Annotated in this window: 21 protein-coding genes; 10 read left to right on the top strand and 11 right to left on the bottom strand. The window is 69.2% G+C overall.

All coding sequences use genetic code 11. The features are described from left to right. Window positions 1-37: 37 nt before the first annotated feature. From ACN27G_RS02375 to ACN27G_RS02355, 5 genes are all read right to left on the bottom strand, one after another. Entirely contained in the window at window positions 38-691 is a 654-nt protein-coding gene (locus ACN27G_RS02375; protein WP_421491135.1) for a type 1 glutamine amidotransferase domain-containing protein, read from the bottom strand. 67 nt (window positions 692-758) lie between these two features. Next, window positions 759-1,817 carry a phosphotriesterase family protein gene (locus ACN27G_RS02370; protein WP_421491134.1) on the bottom strand — a complete coding sequence of 353 codons (1,059 nt, stop codon included), beginning with the start codon at window positions 1,815-1,817 and terminating at the stop codon, window positions 759-761. Between the two features lie 29 nt (window positions 1,818-1,846). Further along, window positions 1,847-2,254 carry a DJ-1/PfpI family protein gene (locus tag ACN27G_RS02365; RefSeq protein WP_421491133.1) on the bottom strand — a complete coding sequence of 136 codons (408 nt, stop codon included), beginning with the start codon at window positions 2,252-2,254 and terminating at the stop codon, window positions 1,847-1,849. Window positions 2,255-2,430: 176 nt separating this feature from the next. Then, complete coding sequence (locus ACN27G_RS02360; protein WP_421491132.1) at window positions 2,431-2,847, bottom strand: GlcG/HbpS family heme-binding protein; 417 nt, start codon at window positions 2,845-2,847, stop codon at window positions 2,431-2,433. A 141-nt stretch (window positions 2,848-2,988) separates the two neighbouring features. Continuing rightward, window positions 2,989-3,735 (bottom strand): SDR family NAD(P)-dependent oxidoreductase, encoded by a 747-nt coding sequence (locus ACN27G_RS02355; protein WP_421491131.1) that lies wholly within the window; start codon window positions 3,733-3,735, stop codon window positions 2,989-2,991. A gap of 147 nt (window positions 3,736-3,882) precedes the next feature. On the opposite strand from ACN27G_RS02355, the gene ACN27G_RS02350 reads away from it, so the two are divergent. Together ACN27G_RS02350 and ACN27G_RS02345 are read left to right on the top strand one after the other, a co-directional pair. Further along, window positions 3,883-4,977 carry a C45 family autoproteolytic acyltransferase/hydolase gene (locus ACN27G_RS02350; protein ID WP_421491130.1) on the top strand — a complete coding sequence of 365 codons (1,095 nt, stop codon included), beginning with the start codon at window positions 3,883-3,885 and terminating at the stop codon, window positions 4,975-4,977. 64 nt (window positions 4,978-5,041) lie between these two features. Next, window positions 5,042-5,737: a FadR/GntR family transcriptional regulator gene (locus ACN27G_RS02345; protein WP_421491129.1), complete on the top strand. Its 696-nt coding sequence runs from the start codon at window positions 5,042-5,044 to the stop codon at window positions 5,735-5,737. 52 nt (window positions 5,738-5,789) lie between these two features. Here the strand turns inward: ACN27G_RS02345 and ACN27G_RS02340 are convergent, their stop codons facing one another. Further along, a complete protein-coding gene (locus ACN27G_RS02340) occupies window positions 5,790-6,677 on the bottom strand; it encodes a BadF/BadG/BcrA/BcrD ATPase family protein (protein ID WP_421491128.1) in 888 nt (295 codons plus the stop codon). Between the two features lie 200 nt (window positions 6,678-6,877). On the opposite strand from ACN27G_RS02340, the gene ACN27G_RS02335 reads away from it, so the two are divergent. Then, complete coding sequence (locus ACN27G_RS02335) at window positions 6,878-8,122, top strand: PQQ-dependent sugar dehydrogenase (protein ID WP_421491127.1); 1,245 nt, start codon at window positions 6,878-6,880, stop codon at window positions 8,120-8,122. Window positions 8,123-8,194: 72 nt separating this feature from the next. Here ACN27G_RS02335 and ACN27G_RS02330 read toward each other — a convergent pair whose 3' ends face one another. Both ACN27G_RS02330 and ACN27G_RS02325 read right to left on the bottom strand, forming a co-directional pair. Next, window positions 8,195-8,683 carry a MarR family transcriptional regulator gene (locus ACN27G_RS02330; RefSeq protein ID WP_421491126.1) on the bottom strand — a complete coding sequence of 163 codons (489 nt, stop codon included), beginning with the start codon at window positions 8,681-8,683 and terminating at the stop codon, window positions 8,195-8,197. 7 nt (window positions 8,684-8,690) lie between these two features. Next, a complete protein-coding gene (locus ACN27G_RS02325) occupies window positions 8,691-9,938 on the bottom strand; it encodes an FAD-dependent oxidoreductase (RefSeq protein WP_421491125.1) in 1,248 nt (415 codons plus the stop codon). Window positions 9,939-10,368: 430 nt separating this feature from the next. Between ACN27G_RS02325 and ACN27G_RS02320 the strand changes: the two genes are divergently transcribed. Then, window positions 10,369-10,935 carry a Uma2 family endonuclease gene (locus ACN27G_RS02320; protein ID WP_421491124.1) on the top strand — a complete coding sequence of 189 codons (567 nt, stop codon included), beginning with the start codon at window positions 10,369-10,371 and terminating at the stop codon, window positions 10,933-10,935. Window positions 10,936-11,320: 385 nt separating this feature from the next. Here the strand turns inward: ACN27G_RS02320 and ACN27G_RS02315 are convergent, their stop codons facing one another. Together ACN27G_RS02315 and ACN27G_RS02310 are read right to left on the bottom strand one after the other, a co-directional pair. After that, window positions 11,321-11,707 (bottom strand): hypothetical protein, encoded by a 387-nt coding sequence (locus ACN27G_RS02315; protein ID WP_421491123.1) that lies wholly within the window; start codon window positions 11,705-11,707, stop codon window positions 11,321-11,323. Window positions 11,708-11,806: 99 nt separating this feature from the next. Further along, window positions 11,807-12,457 carry a TetR/AcrR family transcriptional regulator gene (locus ACN27G_RS02310; protein ID WP_421491122.1) on the bottom strand — a complete coding sequence of 217 codons (651 nt, stop codon included), beginning with the start codon at window positions 12,455-12,457 and terminating at the stop codon, window positions 11,807-11,809. 27 nt (window positions 12,458-12,484) lie between these two features. Between ACN27G_RS02310 and ACN27G_RS02305 the strand changes: the two genes are divergently transcribed. The 6 genes from ACN27G_RS02305 to ACN27G_RS02280 all read left to right on the top strand — a co-directional run bounded on the left by ACN27G_RS02305 (window position 12,485) and on the right by ACN27G_RS02280 (window position 18,735). Further along, window positions 12,485-12,955 carry a hypothetical protein gene (locus ACN27G_RS02305; protein ID WP_421491121.1) on the top strand — a complete coding sequence of 157 codons (471 nt, stop codon included), beginning with the start codon at window positions 12,485-12,487 and terminating at the stop codon, window positions 12,953-12,955. Next, complete coding sequence (locus ACN27G_RS02300) at window positions 12,952-13,752, top strand: alpha/beta fold hydrolase (protein ID WP_421491120.1); 801 nt, start codon at window positions 12,952-12,954, stop codon at window positions 13,750-13,752. The genes ACN27G_RS02305 and ACN27G_RS02300 overlap by 4 nt, the downstream gene beginning before the upstream one ends. A gap of 35 nt (window positions 13,753-13,787) precedes the next feature. Next, on the top strand, window positions 13,788-14,903 hold the full coding sequence (locus ACN27G_RS02295) for an FAD-dependent monooxygenase (RefSeq protein ID WP_421491119.1): 1,116 nt from the start codon (window positions 13,788-13,790) through the stop codon (window positions 14,901-14,903). 7 nt (window positions 14,904-14,910) lie between these two features. Next, window positions 14,911-16,977 (top strand): prolyl oligopeptidase family serine peptidase, encoded by a 2,067-nt coding sequence (locus tag ACN27G_RS02290; protein ID WP_421491118.1) that lies wholly within the window; start codon window positions 14,911-14,913, stop codon window positions 16,975-16,977. Window positions 16,978-17,001: 24 nt separating this feature from the next. Then, window positions 17,002-17,253, top strand: a complete 252-nt coding sequence (locus ACN27G_RS02285; RefSeq protein WP_421491117.1) for a hypothetical protein — start codon at window positions 17,002-17,004, stop codon at window positions 17,251-17,253. 126 nt (window positions 17,254-17,379) lie between these two features. Then, the gene (locus tag ACN27G_RS02280; protein ID WP_421491116.1) at window positions 17,380-18,735 is read left to right on the top strand and encodes an IS4 family transposase; all 1,356 of its coding nucleotides are present in this window, start codon (window positions 17,380-17,382) and stop codon (window positions 18,733-18,735) included. 537 nt (window positions 18,736-19,272) lie between these two features. Here ACN27G_RS02280 and ACN27G_RS02275 read toward each other — a convergent pair. Then, window positions 19,273-20,496 carry a PucR family transcriptional regulator gene (locus tag ACN27G_RS02275; RefSeq protein ID WP_421491115.1) on the bottom strand — a complete coding sequence of 408 codons (1,224 nt, stop codon included), beginning with the start codon at window positions 20,494-20,496 and terminating at the stop codon, window positions 19,273-19,275. Window positions 20,497-20,673: the final 177 nt, after the last annotated feature.

The following is a 20,673-nucleotide window of genomic DNA, read 5'->3' as shown; positions in this document are numbered from 1 at the left end:
TGGTCGGTGCGGGTGCCCGCACGGCGGGCCGGGCGGGTCAGCCGAGTTCGGCGTAGGCGCGGTAGTTGGCCGAACCCGGTCCGGCCGCGCGGTTCTTGAGCAGCGCCGGACCGCGGTAGACCGCCGAGCTGGGCGTGTAGTCCGGCAGCGGCGGCCGGGCCGTCTCCTCCGCCTCGGCGATGAAGTCGAGCACGCCGGCCAGGAACGCCGGGAGGTCGTTGGGCAGCTGTGCGGTGAGCAGCCTGCCGTCGCGGACCACCGGCTCGTCGAGCCAGGTCGCACCGGCGTGCCGTACGTCGTCGCGGATGGTCGGCACCGACGTGGCCCGGCGGCCCCGGACGACGTCCGCCGTGGCGAGCAGCCAGCCGGCGTGGCAGATCGCCGCGACCGGCTTCTCCTCGGTCACGCTCGCCCGGACGAAGTCGACCATCGACTTGTTCCGCCGCAGGTACTCCGGCGAGAACCCGCCGGGCACCACCACGGCGTCGAAGTGGTCCGGCGTGACCTCGCCGATCGCCACCTCCGCGACGGCGGGATAGCCGAGTTTGCTCGCGTACACCTCGCCCCGGGCGGGCCCGACGATCACGACGGTCGCGCCGGCCTCCCTCAGCCGGAGCACCGGATACCAGAGCTCCAGCTCCTGGTACTGGTTCTCGCACAACACGGCCACCCGGGCCCTGGAAACGTCCACGGTTGCTCCGCTCTCTGCTCGATGGCGGCGGCGACGCCAGCGGTCGGCCGGCCGCGTTCGGACGTGGCTAGGCGGCCACGGGGTCGGGAACCTCGATCGAGAAGATCCGGCGGGGGTTGTCCACCATGATCTTCTGGAGCTGCTCGTCGGTGACGCCCTTGGACTTCAGCCGCGGGACCCAGCTGGTGAACATGTAGCTCAGGTCGACCTTCTCGTTGAGCAGTTGCGGGTCCTGCTCGGTGACACCCGCCCGGGGGTTCATGAACCAGCGGTCGAACGACAGCGTGATCCGGTCGCCGAACCCGGCGTCGAGCAGCTCGACCAGGGCGACGGCCATCGCCTCGTCCAACTCCTCGGCGCTGCTGATCCGCCACGGGATGCCGACGTGGTCGAGCTGCACGTTGGCGCCCATGTCGAGCACCTCGCGCATCGCGCCGAGCTGCGGTGGGACGAACGCGTGGCCGAGGATCACCTTGCCCGGGTCCATCCCCTCCTCCAGCAGGATCTCCAGCTGCTCGCGCAGCGGGTTGGTCACGTCGAAGTCCATCGGGTCGATGTGGGTGTTGATCGCACAGCCCACCCGGGTCGCCGCCCGGGCCGCCGCGCGGATCACCCGGTCCTCGATCTCGTGGATGTGCCGACCGTTGGGGCCGAGCGGACTCGGTCGGGGCGTGACGCTCTCCTGCCCGGTGGCGATCTTGATGGCACCGGCCCGGTACGGCGTCCTGTGCCAGGCGAACACCATGCCCTCGGTGAGGTCGCTGACGAAGAACTCGGTGAGTTCCTCGACCGTCTGCCGCCGCCAGTAGTAGGGGATCCCCATCCGCTCGGGGAAGAACCCGGTGATGGCGACCACGTTCATGCCGGTCTTGACCGCGACGTCGGCCATGAACTTCGGATACCGGCCGACCTCCGGCGGGGTCATGTCGACGATCGTCCCGTAGCCGTGGTCCTCCTTCCCCCGGCGGACCTGCGCGGAGACGAAGTCGACCGCCGCGTCGTAGTCCAGGGCCGCCCGGGGATCGAGCTCGGCGCCCGGGTAGCCGTAGAGCAGATGCTCGTGCGACAGCATCAGCCCCGACCGTTCGGCCGGAACGTCGCCGAGCACGGTGCGCAACACCTTCATGCCTTCACCTCGCTGGGCATGCCTTCACCTCACTGGGACAGTTCGCGAACAAGGGTGCTCATCAGTTCTGGCAGCGCGTCGGCGGACGCGAACGGCCGCGCGCCCGCGGCAGCCTCGACGCCGATGGCGCTGCCGACGGCGTAGACCGGCTTGGCGGCGGCCGAGGCCGCCCGCAGCAACGCCGTCTGCGCGTCGGAGAGTGCCGGCTCCCCGGTCACCGTGCCGGCGACGACGACCGCGTCGAAGAGGCCCGGCTCGTCGTGCCGGCCGACCGGGATCAGTGGGTAGCCGAGGTGACTGGTGACCCCGTCGGGTTCGGAGGTCACGACCGTGACGTCGGCCCCCGCCTCACGCGCCCGCAGCACCGGGTACCACAGCTCGAGTTCCTGGTAGCCCTCGGCGGCCAGCACGGCGATGGTCCTTCCGGTCAACGACATGCACGACTCCTCAGCGTGTTGGATCAACGACTTGGAAGTCCGGCGATCCGGTTGTCCACTTGCCTGACAAGTTATCGACTCGGCCCGCCGTGACGCAAGGGTCAGCTCGCCAGGGCGCACGGTCGGCCGGCCACCGGCGGCTCAGTCACCGTCAGGGCGGCACAACCGGCCTCGGCTCAGTCACCGTCCAAGGCGGCACAACCGGCCTCGGCACAGGCCAGGTCCACCGGCGGCGCCGCCCCGCTCACGCCGACCGCACCGATCACCGCGCCGCCGGCGCCATCGGCCCGGATCGGCAGGCCACCGGCGAGTACGAGGATCCGGCCGCCGGCGGCGTTGGCCATCCCCCAGTCCGCTCCACCGGGCGCGGTGGCCTCGGCCCAGTGGTGACTGGGAGCGCCGAACGCCACTGCGGTGTACGCCTTGTCGACGGCGAGCCGGAGCGCGACGGCATTGGCGCCGTCCATCCGGGCGGTCGCGATCGGGTCGCCGGCCGGGTCGGTCACCGCGACCGCCATGGCGACCCCACGACCAGCGGCCTCGGCGAGGACCGCCGCGATCACCCGCCGCGCATCCTCGTAGTCGATTGTCATGATTTGTCGAGACATGGACGTACCCTCTCTGTCAACGCGAGCCCCTGTCAGCGCGAGCGAACCCGCGCCCTCCGCCGAGGAACCCCGCGCCCCTCTGCCGGGCCGGTGCCCGCGCGACCCGGCCCGCCGACCCTCCGGCACTCAGGAGGCCAGCAGCCCACCGTCCACGACGAACGACTGCCCGGTGATGTAGCCCGCGTCCTGCGACGCAAGGAACGCCATCAGGCCGGCGACGTCGTCGGGCTGTCCAAGGACGCCGCGCGGGATCCGCGCGACGAGGTCACGCTCGGCCTGCGCGCGATCCCGGCCGACCCGTTTCCAGTACGGATCGTTGAACGGCGTGTCGATCCAGCCCGGGCAGACGCAGTTGACGGAGACACCGGCGGGACCCAGCGCCACGGCGAGCGATCGCACCAGGGCGACCAGCCCACCCTTGGAGGCGGCGTAGGCGAACGATCCGCCGCCACCGCGAAACGCCGCGGTGGAACCGGTCAGCACCACCCGCCCCGCACCCGACGCGGCCAGATGCGGGGCAGCGGACTGTGTGATCAGAAATGGCGCCCGAAGGTTCAACGCCATGGTCCGGTCCCACTCCTCGACGGTGAAGTCGGCGAGCTCGCGTTCGACAAGCAGGCCCGCGCAGACCACGACGGCGGTGAGCTCGCCGGTCAGGCCGAGGGCGGCGGAGACCGAGGCTGCGGCACCGTCCGGGTCGGCGAGGTCGCAGTGCGAGACGGAGTAGCGGTCCGGTGGCTGGTCGGCCAGCCCTTCCCGCGCGGCGTCGTCGGCGATGTCGCTCACCTGGACGTGCCACCCCGCGGCCAGGAGGCGGCGCGCCACCGCGCGGCCGATCCCGGTTGCTCCGCCCGCCACCAGGGCTGTCGGCATACGTCGTCCTTCCGGTACGGGTCATTGGCTGACCGGTTGTCTGGCTGCCAGACATCGTGCTTAGATTGCCCGGGACTCGCAAGGGGGGAACCTACCCCAACCTGTCCGGCAGCCTGATGGCCTGGCAGTCCTGCAGAGAGGATGTCCGTGAGCCAGTCGCACTCGTTCCCGCACTACCGCGTCAGCGGACCACCACGCGAGCGGGGCCGGGCGTACGGAGCCCTCGCGCGGCGCGAGATCGAGGGTTCGATGGCCGGCTACGCCCGGGTCTTCGACCACTACCAGGGCTGGTCCTGGCCGGAGGTCCAACGGCGGGCCCGCGGCTTCCTGCCGGTCATCGCCGACTTCTCCCCCGCGATCGCCGACGAGCTCGCCGGGATCGCCGAGGGTGCCAACCTCGAGTTCGAGGACGTGGTGGCGCTCAACACACGCAGTGAGATGATGTTCGGCGACGGCGGCTCGGCCGCACCGCTGGAGTGCACGTCCTTCTGCCTCACGCCGGAGGCGACCAGGACGCGCACCCTCATCGCCGGGCAGAACTGGGACTGGATCCAGCACGCCCGCCAGACCTCGGTGGTGCTGGAGGTGCACCGCGACGACGGTCCCGACTTCATGACCGTCGTCGAGGCCGGCCTGCTGGCCAAGGTGGGGTTCAACTCCGCGGGGGTCGGACTCTGCACCAACACGCTGATCAGCAGCCACTCCGAGGGCACCGCCGCGGTGCCGTACCACGTACTGCTGCGGTCGGTGCTGGACAGCGACTCCGGCCGCCAGGCGGCCGACCGGATCGTCGACACGGACCGGGCGATCTCCGCCAACTACCTCATCTTTGACCGCGACGGTTTCTGCGCGGACATCGAGACGACACCGGTGTCCGGCGGTTTCCAGCGACTCTCGCCGACCGGCGGGGTGTTGACGCACGCCAACCACTTCCTGGCCGACGACCTCACCGAACGCGACGTCTATCTCGCGCGCAAGAAGCACACCGTCGACCGCCTACGGGCGATCGACCAGCACCTGCGCGACAGGCGCGACCACACCATCGAGTCGCTCAAGGCGACGCTCGCGGACCACACGTTCGAGCCGAACAGCGTATGTCAGCACCTCAACGCGGATGTGCCGGAGCCCGAGCGGACGTGCACCATCGCGGGCATCATAATCGATGTCGAGGACGCCGCTCTGCACGTCGCGCCGGGCAATCCGTGCACGACGGCATGGCTGACGTACCATATCGGAACGTGATCTTACGAGTGCGCTGAGTGGAGCAAATGTTGCTGTCAGACAGTCAGACCGGTACGGTGCTGCCGTGACCATCAGGCCAGTGGAGCAGCGTCGCGCGTCGGAAGTTGTCCGTGCGCAGCTCATCGAGCTGATCGAGTCCGGTCACTACGCGGTCAACGACCGGCTGCCCTCGGAGGCGGAGCTCGCCCAGTCGTTCTCGGTGAGCCGATCGGTCATCCGGGAGGCGCTGCACAGCCTCAACGCCCTCGGCCTGACCCGCTCACACGCCGGCAAGGGCACCTTCGTCGCCTCCGACCACCTCAGCTCGCGGCTGCTGATGGGGCGATACCTCCCGGCGCAACTGGGCGAGATCCGCCGCGCGCTCGAGGTCCCCTCGGCCCGGTTGGCGGCCGAGCGGCGGACCGCGGCAGACCTGAAGAAGCTGCAGCAGCTCGTGCAGCGCTTCGGCGCGACGCCCGAGCCGGGCAAGCGGATCGAGATCGACGCCGACCTGCACATCGGCATCGCGGCCGCGACGGGCAACCCGCTCTTCGAGCTGCTCGTCGGCGACCTGCGACAGGTGCTGCAGGACCAGGCCCTGACCCTCACCAAGATCGAGGGACGCGCGGAGCAGGCCGACGTCGAGCACCAGCGCATCCTCGACGCCATCGTGGCCGGCGACGGCGCCGCGGCGGCAGCCGCCATGGAGGCCCACCTGGACTCGGTCGCGGCCCTCTCCGAGGAGGGCCAGCCCGTCATCCCGTCCCACCGCTCCCGCTAGCGGCGCGGCCCCCGGGCAACGCTCCGCCAGGCTCGCACCACCTCCGCCAGGCTCAGAGCGCATCCGCCAGGGCGAGGGCACCGAGCACCGGCGGGCGGTCGAGCATGCGTACGGTGGCGCCGGGCCGGCTGGCCTCGACGGCGGCGGTGAACAGGTCGCGCAGCCGGGACTGGGCGAGAATGACCGCGCCGGCCACCACCACATTGTCGGCCGCGACCCCGCGGTCGACCAGGCTGTCCACCAGGCCGGCGAGCTCCGAGGCGGCCTGCGCGACGACCCGCGCGGCAAGCGACGAGCCCTCGTCCGCGGCACGGAACACCTCCACCGCGTGCCCACCGACCCACCCGGCCGACCGCGCGGTCGACAGGGCGGCGGCCAACTCCGGCTCGTCGGCCACTCCGAAACTCGCCAGCAGCCGCTGGCCGAGCAGCCCCGGCGCCTCACCCCGGTCGCGGGCACCCAGGACCGCCTGTACGGCCGCGCGGACCAGTCCGGCGGCGCTACCCTCGTCGCCCAGCACCCAGCCCCAACCACCGGCGGTGAGGAGTCGACCGGCGGTGTCCCGGGCGACCGCGATGGAACCGGTGCCGGCCACGACGCCGATGCCCGTGGGCAGCCCGACCGCCGGGGCCAGCAGTTCGGCGTCGTTGACCACCCGCACCGGACCGCTGAAATACTTCCCGAGGTCCCGGGCGAACTCCTCGCACTGCGAGGTGCTGTCGCAACCGCGCGCACCGACAACCAGCGGCCAGCCGGCCGCCTGCTCCCCCCACCAGGAGCGGACCATGTCGTGCAGGGCCGCCGCATCCCGCTGTCGCGATGGGCTACGCCAGTCGTCGGTCCGGACGATGCGTTCGTGGACCAGGTCCCGGCCGGCCCCCACCCCCAGGTGGGTCTTCGTCCCGCCGATGTCGACGCCGAGAGTCTCATGGGCCGCCATGTCCAGCAGCGTAACGAACGGAGACCGAGAAGGCGTTTCGCGAAGCGCCCGCGGCAGTCGCGGCATCGATCGGTTCGCCTGCGCCTGTTCCGGTCCTACGGCGACGGCACGGAGGCAGATTGGATATTGGCAAGGATCGATGTACGGTGGAGGCGCTCCCAGATCGCGTCCTCCACCTCCACTGTTCGAGGAGCTGAAACATGTCGCGACGGCGCTGTCGCCCGGCGGCCATGCCGGCCGGGCTGCTCGTTCTGGTCCTGTCTGCGTTCCTGTTGCCACCGGCATCGGTGACCAGCACCGCCGCGGCCGACGCTTCCCACATCCGTACGGTGCCACTCGCCGAGCTGACCGTCGTGTCCGAACAGGTGGCCTCTGGTCTACGGCGTCCGATCGCGCTCACCGGGCTGCCCGACGGCCGGATGCTGATCGTGGAAAAGAACGGCACCGTCCGCGCCTACCACCCCGACACCGGCCTGGCGGCCGAGCCGGTGCTCGACCTGACCGCCCGGGTCGACACGTCCGACAACGAGCGCGGCCTCCTCGGCATCACACCTGCGCCGAACTTCGCGTGGACCGGGATGCTCTACGTGGCCTACACGAGCCTGCCGGCCGGCGCGCTGACCCTGGCGCGAGTGCCCATCGGCGCCCCTGAGCGGTTGCAGGTGTTGCTCACCCAGGAGCACGCCGAGTACGGCAACCACAACGGCGGACAGGTGGCGTTCGGCCGCGACGGCTACCTCTACTGGTCCCTCGGCGACGGCGGCCACGCGAACGACCCGTTCAAGGCCGGTCAGGACCTCGGCACCCTGCTCGGCAAGATCGTGCGGATCGACGTCAACCGCGCATGCGGGGCGAAGCCCTACTGCGTGCCCTTCGACAACCCGTTCGTCCGCACGCGCGGCGCGCGGCCGGAGATCTGGCTCTACGGGCTGCGCAACCCCTGGCGGTTCACCGTCGACCCGGTCGACGGCTCGCTGTGGATCGGTGACGTCGGCCAGGGCCTGGTCGAGGAGGTCAACCACATTCGTCCGTGGCAGGGTGGGGCGAACCTCGGCTGGTCCTGCCGAGAGGGCACACCGGTGTTCGACCCGGAGCAATGCCGGCCGGGTGTGCGGTACACGGACCCGGTCTTCGAGTACGAACATTTCATGACGGAGAGCTGCTCGGTGACCGGCGGTGTGGTGTATCGAGGGTCCGCCACCCCGGAGGCGTGGGGGACCTACGTCGCGAGCGACTACTGCTCGACCCTCGCGTTCGCCGTGCGCCCCAGACCGACGGGTGGCTACGAGTCCGCCACGATCGGCAACTTCCCCACCCAGCCGACCGCGATCGACGTCGACGTGCACGGCGAGCTGTACGTGCTCAGTGACCTCCCGGGCTGGCTGAGCCGGGTACGGTTCGAGCGGGTCCGGCCAGCCTCCGACGGCGGGGCGGCGAAACGCTGAACCGGGGCGGCTCGCCGCCACGGTCTGCCGTCCGGTGGCGACCGGGAACGCGGTCAGCCACGCGACGCCGCCTCATGCCGACAGATGTGCGGCGTCGCCGCTGCGCAGGCGGTCCAGTTCGGCGAGGTACATCGCCTGCATGCGGTCATGGTGCCGGACCAGCAGCATGATCTCGTCGACGCTGTAGCCCTCGATGAGCCGTTCCGCCCGCTCGGCGAACCGCTCGTACGGTCGCTCCAACTCGGCAGCCCGCTCCGGCCGCAGCGTGACGATCACCCGCCGCCGGTCCGCCGGATCGCGGTCGACCGTGACATAGCCGGCCCGCTGGATCCGGCGGAGCATGCTGGTCACGGCCCCGGTGGTGAGGTTGGTCCGCTCGGCGACCTGCCCCGCGGTGGCGGATCCGACGTCCGCCAGGAAGTCCAGGCACTCCAGGTCGCTCACGGTGAGGCCCAGCCGGTCCGCGATGGCGTACCGGAACACCATGGACAGCCGCGAGGTCTCCCGACCGGCGCGCATCAGGTCGGCGATCGCGGACGCCCGGACCGGCTCGTGGGACATGCGGCAATCATGCCTCCGGTACGGTGACCCGGTGCAGCCGCGGTAACACGCGGGTCAGCACCCAGTGCGGTGCCGCCGCGCCCCCGGTGAGGCGGCGCATCAGCCCGGCGGCGGTGTCGACGGCGCGGAAGGCGTACGGCACCATCTCGTCCTGGTAGCCGGCGATCGCCTCCTCCACCGGCGTGCCGCTCGCCCGGGCCTTGACGAGCCTGCGGCCGAGCAGGGCGGCGTCGCGGAGCGCGGTGTTGCCGCCGTGAGCTCCGAACGGCGGCATGACGTGCACGGCGTCGCCCATCATCGTCGCCCGGGGCACCGCCCACCGGCGCGGGCGCCGGCCGATGGCGAAGAGGTTGAGCACCGTGGCGTCCAGCTCGGCCGTGTCGACCAGCCGCCGGATGAGCGGGTGGAAGTCCATGCTCATCCCGGCGGCCAGCTCCCGCAGCGCCAGCAGGTCCCCGCGGACCCCGATGGGCACCTCCTCCTGCCGGAGCAGCAGCCCCCACATGACGTAGTCGTCGCCGGTGGGCGCATAGCTGCCCGGGGCCAGGCGCGCGAACGCCTCCCGCGGGCTTTCACCGAACCGCATGGAGGTGAAGAAGAAGGCACGGCCCGGCTGGTCGGCGATGGCCAGCACCCCACTGGTCCGCAGCGCGTCCGGGATGACGCTCGCGCCGTTGCGCCGCAGCGGCGACCGGCCGTAGATGCCCGCCATCGGGGTGTTCGCCGGGCCCGCGTCCGGCATGATCTGCTCGCGCAGTGCCGAGCCGACGCCGTCCGCGCCCACGACGACGGTCGCCGCGACGGCCTCACCGTCGGTGAACCGGAGCCGCAGCCTTCCCGGGCCGCCGTTGTCCACGGCGACCGCGGCCCTGCCGTAGTGGATGCGCCGGTCCAGCCCGGACATCAGGATCGACCGCAGGGTCAACCGGTCGACCTGGCGGGTCGCGTGCGGCTCGTCCTTGAACGTGATGGTGAACGCGTCCCGCAGCCGCCTGTCGGTGAAACGCAGGTGCCCGCCGGGCTCGTCGCCGGTGGCCAGCGCCAGGCGGTACAGCGGGCGGGGCAGGCTCTCGCGCAGCGCCCTCAGCCCGTACCCGTCGAGAATGATCCGGTAGCCCTGCTGCCGGACGAAGGGGCCCGGGTCCCGCTCGTAGACGTGCACGTCGATGCCGGCACGCATCAGGTACTGGGCGAGGCAGAGGCCGGAGAGACCGGCGCCGGCGATTGCCACCGAGAAGTCAGTCGATATGCCCATGCGGTTATCTTAATGACTAAGATGATTTGGGCAAGACCACAAGCACGCCGCGGGGACGGGCGGGCCGCAGCCGTTCGTCGGTCAGCACCCGGAGCCATCCGGGCGGCACCTCGGCCTGGTCGAGGTAGGCGCGGAGGGCTGAGAGCACGAGGAGCTGGGCGTATTGCCGGATTGCGAACGCGGAACAGGTGCGGGTCGGCGGCGACCTCGTCGAAGAGCTGGTCGCGGCCCGCAAGCGCACATCTGCCGCGTAGCGCTCGTCACCGACGATGACATCGGCGTCGGTCGTCGACGTTCGGATGAGCCGATGATGGGCGCGTAGCCGCTGGTCCAATCGGAGCAAATCGACACAGATGGTCCGAGATGCCTGCTTGTCGCCGGAGCCACGGTATCTTGAGATTGGTAGCCGGCCACGATTCAGGAGGTGTGTATGACTGTCGAGATGGTCGCGCCGGCCTGGATGCATGAGCAGGTCACGGCCGAGCAATACGCGACGTGGACAGAAGAGCAATGTGCGGGCATCGAGATCGTGGATGGGATGGTCCTCGTGAGTCCGAGCGCCTCCAAGCGGCATAACCGCCTGGCCAGGCTTCTCGCGAACGCCTTGGATGCCGCCGCGGGGCCGGGTTGGAACGCCGACACCGACTTCGATGTCCGGCTCCAGGACGTGCCGCTGAACAACCGTCGTCCTGATGTGACGGTCTACCGGGCGGACACCATCGACGTCACTCCGACACGACCCGAGCATGTACTTCTTGTGGTCGAGGTGGTCTCGCCCGGGTCGGAGACGACCGACCGGATCGTCAAGGCTGATCAGTACGCGAGGGTTGGTATTCAGTTCTATTGGCGTGTTGAGCAGGCCGCGACCGGGGCGCCTCTCGTCTACACGTACGTTCTTGACCCGGCGATCGGACGCTACCGCGATGGTGAAATCTTCACCGGCGTCGTGAAGCTGACCGCGCCCTTCTTCGTCGAGGTCGATCTCGGCCAGATCTGACTGTTGGTTCCGCCCTGTGCGTGACGACGGAGCTACGATCACGTCCTCCACCGTATGCTCGCCGGCGGTCACGTCCCACAGCGAGACCCTGGTGTCGGCGTGCGAGTCGAGGAACGCGATGAGCAGCCGGCCGTCGTGTTCGAGGCCCGTCAGCCGGTAGACGCTCATCGAGAAGTCACAGGGCAGCGGGTGCCCGAACGGCTCGCCGGTCAGCACGTCGTACAGCCGCAGCGACGTCGCCGTCACCTCCGCCACCAGGAGCAGGCGACCCTGGTACGTCACGAAGTGACGGCCGCAGAGGCGGTCGTGTCGGACGACCAGCGCGCCGGTCGACACGTCCCAGACCGCGAGGCTCGTGGCCGTCGTGACCACCACCGGCCGTCCGTCAGCCAACGCGAGCGTCAGCGACCTGGTCTGTCGCTCCAGACGGATCGGCACGCCGACCGGCGATCCGGTGACCGCGTCGCGCACGACGACGGTGTCGCGTTGCGCGCCCGACGTCGCGAGCAGGGCGGCCGGCGCCGAGCGCCAGAACCTCATGCCGCTGGTACCGCAGCAGCGAACGATCCGGCAGCACCGTGCCGGTGGCCAGGTCGACCGCTCTGACCAGACCGGAGTCGCCGTCGGGCGGCAGCGCCAGCACCCTGCGTCCGTCCACCGTCACCGGGCCTTCGGTGCGCTGGCCGATCGGACCGCACAAAACGAGATGCGGTGCGGTGGCGGGGTCTTCTACCCAGCCGGATTCCGTCGTGGGTGGTGCCGGGGCGTTCATGCGCGGCAGCCTATAGCGCGCTTACCGCCCCGAGCCCAGCTGGGAGGTCACCTCGACAACCGTTTCCGCGCCAGAGCCGACAACGTGACCCGGAACCCTTCATTTGCCCGTGTAGCCGATCGGACCGTCCGGCGTGGTGGCGTGGATGCCGGCGAGGACGATATCGACGATTTTCTCGGCTACCTCGCGGTTGAAGGGGTGGCGTCGGCGGTTGATGTAGAGGAACACCGGGCCGGATAGCAGTTCGGTGAAAAAGTAGCTGTCGACAGGGGGGATCTCGCCCTTTTCGGCGGCGTTGTCGAATCGCCTTCGGACGGTGGCGAGTCGTTGGTCGTAGGCAGCTCGGAGTGCCTTGTCAAGATCTGTGTTCCGGGGTGCCGCGATGGTGGCCTGCAGAAGGGCCCGGTCGATCGGGCTCGACAGGCGTTCGGATAACGCCATCAAGAAGTCGACCAGGTCGCGGCGGAGGTTGCCGGTGTCGTGGAGGGGTGCAGAATCTCCTGCGTGCTGCAGCAGCGCGTCGCTGACGAGTTCGATCCGGTCCGGCCAGTTGCGGTAGACGCTGTTCTTGTTGACGCCGGCGAGTTCGGCGATCTCTTCGTAGCGTAGGCCGGCCACGCCGTTTCGGGCAACGAGCTCCATCGTCGCCGCGAGGATCTGCGACCGCACCCGAGCGTTACGGCCGCCCGGTCGGGTTGCCGGTCGCGTGCCGGCCTCGGTCGTCTCTGTGGTCCCCACGTTCTCCGGCACGCCTCTGATCTTCCCATCTGTCCCTCGGTGGACACCTCGGTGGATCGAGGGTACCTTGAAGAGACTATCGGTCTCTTTAAGGATGTGAGCGTTGTGAGGCCCACCTATCCGAGCGCCTCGGGCGACGCCCTGGTGTTCGAGAACGACCGGGCGCGCGTCTGGTCGATGACGCTGGAGCCGGGCGGCATGCTCGACCTCCGTCAGCACGACAACGACCACGTGGTCCTGTGGCCGGACAGCCGGCAGGCCGTGGGACAGAACCTCGGCGACCGCGACTGGGAGATCTCGCTGACGGCCGAGCCGGGCTTCGTGCTGTTCCAGACGGTCGGCGCCGCGGAACCCCTCACCCCGCACCGCATCCGCAACGTCGGTGACACGGCGGTCACGCACAACATCATCGAGTTGATCAGTGAGCGATCGCCGAGTGAGAAGCGCCTGCTCGGGCAGACCAACGGTCGCGGGACGTTCATCGGCGGGAACTCCGGGGAGCAGGCGTGACCACGTCACTGGGCACGGTGAAGGCCGGCGAGATCGAGATCGCCTACGCGGAGTCCGGTGCCGGCGAGCCGGTGATCCTGCTGCACGGCGGCGAGAGCACCCACATCCAGTACGACACGTTCCGGCCCCTGCTCGGTGACGGCATCCGTGCGATCGCCTACGACCAGCGCGATTCCGGAGCGTCGGTCAACCCGCCCGACCCGTACGGCTTCCCCGACCTGGCCGAGGACTGCGCCGCCCTCATCAGGGGACTCGGGTACGAACGAGCGCACATCTTCGGATCCTCGTTCGGCGGCCTCATCGCCCTGCAGGTCGCGGTCTCGGTGCCCGACGTCGTGCAATCGTTGACGGTCGGCGCCACCGTCTCCAGCGCCTCGGCCATGCAAGCATCCATGGCCTCCGAGATCATCGACCTGTCGCCGTCGCAGCGCGATGCGCCGATGCTCGCCTTCGCCCTGTCCGAACGCGGGCAAGCCGACGAGAAGTTGGTGGCCGAACTCATGTCGATATTGGTCCACCGCTCACCGGAGGCGGATGCGCGACGACTGGGCGCGATCCCAGGCTTCGACGTCACCGATCGCCTACCCGAGATCGCGGCGCCCACCCTGCTCATCTACGGCGAGGATGATCCCGCGGCCCGTCCCGAGATCGGACAGAAGATCGCCGACGCGATCCCTGGGGCGAGGCTGGAGGTGATTCAAGGGGCGCGCCACGGAATCACGGTGGAGTTCGCACAAGAAACCGCCCGATTGCTCCGCGATTTCGTGCTCGCCCACCCGTCGCGGCCAGCACGGTAAGAGTCCCAGCTCATCCTCACTGTTGTGGAGTACGCATGAGAATTCTTGTCTCCGGCGCGGGCGTCGCTGGTCTCTCACTCGGATATGACCTCGGGATACGAGGTCATCACGTCACGATCGTCGAGCTGGCCGATCATCTCCGGGGCAACGGTTCGCCCATCGACATCCGCGGCGACGCGATCGAGGTCGCCGAGAAAATGGGCATCCTGCCCGCGGTCCGCGACGCGCGGATCCGCATGACCGAGCAGGTGCATTTCGTCGACGAGAACGGCACGGCCATTGGCCGGTTGCCCGACGACATCGGCGATTCGTCCGACGACATCGAGATCGACCGCGAGGACCTGGCCCGGATCCTGGCCGACGCGCTGCCCGAAACCGTGGACCTGCGGCTGAGCGAGTCGGTGAGCTCGATCACCGAGCACGACGACCGGGCGGATGTCGGGTTCGCTTCCGGCAACTCGGAGAGCTACGATCTCGTCCTCGGCGCCGACGGTATGCACTCGGCGGTGCGGCGGCTCGTGTTCGGACCGGAGCAGGACTGGATCCGGCATCTCGGTGTCTACGTCGCCATCGCCGACATGCCGGACGAGGCTGATGCCGAAGCCGAGCGGATCAATCCCATGTACAACTATCCCGGGCGCCTGGCCGGCATCGGCCGGTTCAAGGACAAGGCAATCGGGATCCTGATGTTCGCGTCGGATCCCATCGACTACGACTACCGCGACGTCGAAGCGCAGAAAAAAGTCCTGTTCGACCGGTTCGCCGAGTGTCGTTTGTGGAGGGTTCCGACGATCCTCGACGCGGTGCGCGCCGATCCCGACATCTACTTCGATTCGATCAGCCAGATTCACATGCCCACCTGGCACCGGGGGCGAGTCGCGCTCGTGGGCGATGCCGGCTATTGCGCGTCCCCCCTCGCGGGCCGGGGCACGTCCCTGGCGATGACCGGGGCTCAGTTCCTCGCCGAGGAACTCGAGCGTTCGGATGGAGATCACGTCGCGGCGTTCCCGCGATACGAGGCCCGCATGCGGCCTTATGTCGAATTCGCCCAGGGCACTGTCGAGGGTGGTGCCGCGCTTCTCGTGCCACCCACGCAGGAAGCGATCGTCGCACGGAACCAGATGCTCCAGCCGGTCACGGCTGGTCAGTAGCGCGCCGATGGGGCCCGATGCCGAATACACCCGGCCGCTGACGCGTGTCTGTGACGCTGTCGACGAGTTCGCCGGATCGACGATTCCAGATCCTTACCGCTGGCTGGAGTTCGACAGCGAAGAGACCCGCCAGTGGCAGGCGGAACAAGCAGCGCTGGCGGCAGGCTACGTGCGGGGCGAAGGACAGCTGGACGCGGTGCGCGAGTCGGTGCTGCGGCATCGGGCCCCACGGTTCGCCGACGTTCCGGTTCAGACGAAGTCCGGATGGTTCCGGTCCGAGGTCGTGGCGGGCGTGACCCGCGTCGTGGTCGGGCGCGAGCCGTACCGGGATGAACGGATCGTCGCGGAATTTCCGGCAGAGGAACCTGGCTCCGAGCCGCCCTCCCTGCCATGGTTCGCACCGTCCCCGGACGGCGAAGTCCTGGCCGTCGGCATCTGCCGGGACGGGAGCGAACACAACCAGATCGCGTTGTACGACGTGCGCACCGGGGCGCGGCTCCCGGACACAATTGAACGTGTCCTGCACGACGGCTGGGTCGGTGGTGTCGGGTGGCTTCCCGACTGCACGGGATTCTTCTACCTGGCCCTCGTCGGTCCGCTGTCCGATTTTCGGCAGAAGGTCTTCTACCACCGGCTCGGGGAATCTGCCGCCACGGAGCCCGAGAAGATCCCGCTGCCGGAGGGCTTCCGGGAGTACATCCTCGTCCAGATCTCCGACGATGGACGCTGGGCGACCGCCGTGGGTGGCCGGCGCGCACCCGTTGCCCTCGCTCGCTGCCACCTGACCGCCCCGAAACGGGAGTGGCGGCCGTTCGTCACGGTGGCGGACAGCGCGTTTTACGGACACATCGTCGGCGATGACTACGTCGCGGTGACGACGGTCGGCGCCGACCGAGGACGGATGGTCTCGGTCGCGATGGATTCCGTCGCTCCGGCCGATCCTGAAACGTGGTGCGAGATCGTCGGAGAGTCGGATGCGGTCATCCGCGGCGCGACCCGCGTGGGCAATGAGCTTTACGTGTCGGAGTGGGTCGACACCTACTCGCGCGTTCGGGTGATCTCGCCGGACGGCGCCGAGGTGTGCCGTCTGGACCTTCCTGGCAAGGGTGCGATCGGCGAGCAGGCGCAACCGTTGATGCAACTGGTGGCTCGCGCCGGCCAGGAGCACTTCGTTTTTCCGTTCGCGACTTTCACGGCGTCGTGGGGTGTCTATCGGCACGACCGCTCCACCAACCGGCTCGACGTGCTGCGCGAACCCGCGGTACGGCTCGACGGCGTGACCGTGAAGGACCGGTGGGCCACGTCGGCGGATGGGACTCGCGTCCCGTACCACGTCGTCTCGCGGTCCGACATGGCCGAACGGCCGGATCGGCCGACGCTGGTCTACGCACACGGTGGCTTCAACGTTGGTCTCTCGCCGGTTTACCAGGTGCAGGCGGGGGTGATCGTCGACGCAGGTGGGACCTACGTGCACGCACACCTGCGCGGCGGAGGAGAGTTCGGCCTCGCCTGGTGGAACGGAGGGCGCCGCGACCGCAAGCAGAACACCTACGACGATCTCTACGCAGTCGCCGAGGACCTCATCACGAGCGGTACCACGTCGAGTTCCGCGCTTGGGTTGACGGGCTTCTCCAACGGAGGACTCACCGCGTGCGTCGCGGTGACCCAGCGACCATCGCTGTGGCGGGTAGTAGTTCCCCGGGTACCGATCACCGATCTCCTCGGCGCGTTCCGGTCTCCGTATCTCAGCGTCACGGCACGGGAGTTCGGAGAGCCGGCCGACCCGGACGGCGTCGCGCACCTCATGTCGATATCGCCGTACCACCTCATTCGCGAGGAAACCGACTATCCCGCCGTGTACGTCGACGCCGGCGCCAACAATCCGCGATGCCCGCCGTGGCAGGCCCGGAAATGGGCCGCCCGGATGCAGGCAGCGCAGGCAGGGACCGCGCCGATCCTGCTCCACATCTGGGAAGACGCGGGGCATGGCTGGGCGACACCCGTCGAGGTCGAGATCGCGCAAGAGACCGAATGGCTGGCATTCGCACTGCACAAACTCGGTGTCCGCCTGTGAGGCGTACACCCCGGGAGGTACGCGATGGCCGACGAAGACGTGCAATCACTCGTTGACGAACTTGCCGAGCAGTTGCACCGCTCGGTGGCAATCGATGATCCGTCTGTCAGGCTTCTCACGGTCAGCCGCCACTTCGGCCACGAGGATGCGTTCAGAGTGACCGCAGTGTTGAACCGCTCGCTTCCCGACGAGCTCACCCGCCCGCTGCCGGAACTCGGCATCTCGACGTGGACCGGGCCGGGCGGGTCGAACTCGACGTCCCAACACGACATCTAGATGCAACGTCGTTCAGTTAGGCGTGGGTGGGGCTGGTCAAGGGGTGTGTTGATCAGGGAATGAGAGGCGGGGTTCCGGTATCAAGGTTTGTCACTCCAAGACAACCCGAACCAGGAACCCCGCTCGGTGGATCAGATTGCCATAACACGGACGGTCACGGTAGCTGCCGGACCGTTCGCGGCGGGTCATCTCGGTGAGTTGACCCGCCTCGTGCCGTTCGAGATGGTCGATGATGTGCTGGCCACGACCCGGCGTACGCAGCGACGGGTCCGCCTGTTGCCGGCCCGGGTCGTGGTGTATCTGCTGCTGGCCGGTTGTCTGTTCGCCGATTGCGGCTACCGGCAGGTGTGGGCGAAACTCGTCGCCGGCCTGCGCGGGCTACCGGTACCGGACCCCAGCGGCAGCGCGTTACGCCAAGCCCGGCAACGACTCGGCCCGGCCCCGTTGCGGGCCTTGTTCGACCTGCTACGAGGGCCTGCGGCCACCGGCGCCGTCGCCACCGTGTGGTGGCGGGGCCTGCTGCCGGTCGTCATCGACGGCACCATGATCACTGTCGCGGACTCGCCGGCCAACCTGCACCGCTACGTCAAACACCGGTGCAACAACGGCGGCTCCGGCTACCCGACACTGCGGCTGAGCGCCCTGCTGACCTGCGGCACTCGTACGGTCATCGACGCCGTGTTCGACCCGAGCACCACCGGCGAGACAGCCCAAGCCGAGCGACTCGCCCGCAGCCTACGCGCCGGGATGCTGCTACTGGCCGACCGCAACTACTGCGCCGCCGACCTGATCACCGCCTTCACCGCGACCGGAGCGAACCTGCTGATCCGCTGCAAGACCGGCCGCAGACTCCCGCTGATCCACCGCTACCGCGACGGATCCTGGCTATCAGTCATCGGCGGCCGACACGTCCGCGTGATCGAGGCCCGAATCAGCATCACCACCACCACCGGCAGCCACATCGGTGACTACCGGCTCATCACCACCCTGCTCGACCCGTCCCGCTACCCCGCCGCCGACCTCGTCACCCTCTACCACCAGCGATGGGAGATCGAGACCGCCTACCTGGAACTCAAATCCACCATCCTCGGCGGCCGGGTCCTACGCGCCCGCACCCCCGACGGCGTCGACCAGGAGATCCACGCCCTGCTGATCGTCTACCAACTGCTACGCACCGCCATGGTCGACGCCACCGACAGCCAGCCCGGCCTCGACCCGGACCGGGCCAGTTTCACCACCGCCCTCAACGCCGCCCGCGACCAAGTCGTCCACGCCGCCGGCGTCATCGCCGACACCGTCATCGACCTGGTCGGCGCCATCGGCGAACGTGTCCTGGCCAACCTGCTGCCCGAACGCCGCATCCGCACCAAGAGCCGCATGATCAAACGCTCGAACTCCAAGTACCAAGCCCGCGGACCGAACATCGATCGCCGCACCTACAAGGCCACCACCAGCATCGATGTCATCACCAACGACCCTTGACCAACCAACCACTGCCCTAACTGAACGGCGTTGCATCTAGATGGCGGCTTGGACCGCGGCCGTGCCGGGGTCCTGCACCACCGCGACCTGCTCATGCGCGAACGCCCCAGAGCCCGCCACAGGCCAATCCTGCGCGAGTTGGTGTCCGTGGACGAGGCGACCAAGGCGGAGGCCGCGGAGGAGGTGCGCGCCGAGCAGTGGTTCGGTGAACAGCCGATGCACCACAAAGCCATCGCTCCGCACCGCTGCCCGACCCACCACTGCCGAGGCAGCGCAGACATGGTCTTGGAGATGCGGACACGGCAGTGGAGGTGGCCGTCGAGGGCGGGCCGCGCGTCATGCCGTGGCGCCGGGTCGGTTCGCGCACCAGTCGTGCGGGCGGCCGACGTGCCGGCGCGCGGCGGACGGCGGCGAGCCAGGTGCGCGACCATCGAGGTGAGCGTGCCGGTGAGGTGGGTCGTGGACAGGCCAGGGTCGCCGAACTTCTATATTGTGCCGGCGGGGCCGCGACCCGTCAGAATGGGCTCGTCGCGGCGGTCACCGCGCCGCGGAGAAGCCGAGCAAACGCGCGATCTTGAGGCTCTGGTGCAGGGCGAGGCGGTCTTCGCCGTTGTCCAGGTCGACCTCGGCGATCTCCTGGATGCGGCGCAGCCGGTAGTACAGGCTGGCGCGCTGGATGCACAGCAGCTCCGCGGTGCGTTTGGCGCTGCCGGCGTTGTCGAGGAAAGTCTCGAGCGTTGACGTCAGGCCGTCGCTGCCGGAGTCGTGATCGCGGAGCTTGTGCAGCCCGGGGTGCAGACTGAGGCGCAGATCCTCGGGGGCGACCCGGGCGAGCAGGCTGTAGACCCCGAGCTGCCGATGGCGCACGACGCTGCCGAGCACACGCACGACCGAGGCGACGGCGACGGCCCTCCTCGCCTCGACGTAGGAGGCATGGCAGTGAGCGAGCGCCTTGCGCTTGTCTCCGATGCCGACCCAACATTCCGGCCGCGCCCGTCCGGTCTCGCGGACGACGGTGTCGCGAAGTATCGCGCCGAGGTCGGTGAGTCCGGCTTCGGATCTCGGACCGAGGTGCGACACGATCAGCACGCCGTGATCGGGCCGCTCGAGCTGGATGGCGTGGCCCGCCGGAAGCCGCCGCCGCGCCCGGTCCAGCCCCACGGCGATGGCCAGCCGGTCCTTGTCGGCCAGCGGCTCCGCGGCGGGGTGCGGCATGGTCACGGCGAGCACGGCGACGGGCCCGGCGGCGAGCAGGTCCTCGTCGACGAGGCTGGCGGCCGCCTCGCAGCGCAGCTGCGGGTCAGTGGTGAGCAGATCGCGGGCGAGTTCCCGCTCCCGGCGGCGCTCGAGCTCGCCGAGCAGGAACCGGCGGTGCAGCACGAGCGCCGCGTCGTCGGCCGTCTCGCGCAGCAGGTCCGCGTGTGCCTCGCTGAGGGGCCCTTCCGATTCCAGCAGCCACAGGAAACCTTGCAGGGAGTTCTCGTATCGCACGGGAATCCCGATCCGCGCGATGGCGAGGCCGAGTTCCGGCCGTGCGGGCAGGGTGAAGATGTCGTGAGACTCCCAGGCCCCGACGCTGGCGACATACTGGAGGAATGCCTTCGGGAACGCCCGGCGCACGAGCGACTCGACCCGCGCCTGATCGACCTCCCCCGGATGCGTCGTTGTGACGAGAATGTGAAGGTTGGAGTCGTCGAGCGCTACCGATCGGCCGAGGCGGTCGCCCACGCTGTCGACGAGCTGCTGCAGGTCCGCGATCACGGACCCAGGCTAGTCTCATTGATTTGACAAAAACAGCTACCTCTCTTTTTGACGTTTCTCAGCTATCTGCGGCAGACCCGCCTGGCTACGTTGGCCTGGTGAGCCTGATGGCCGACCCATGAGTGCGAGGCGGTGGCGATGTCCGGAGACCGAGGCCGGAGCGTGGGGCGCTCGAGC

Origin of the sequence: Plantactinospora sp. WMMB334, from assembly GCF_049179095.1 — a bacterium.
Classification (GTDB): Bacteria; Actinomycetota; Actinomycetes; order Mycobacteriales; family Micromonosporaceae; genus Plantactinospora.
Note: the sequence above shows the minus strand (reverse complement) of the source record. Positions and strands in the feature narration are given on the sequence as shown.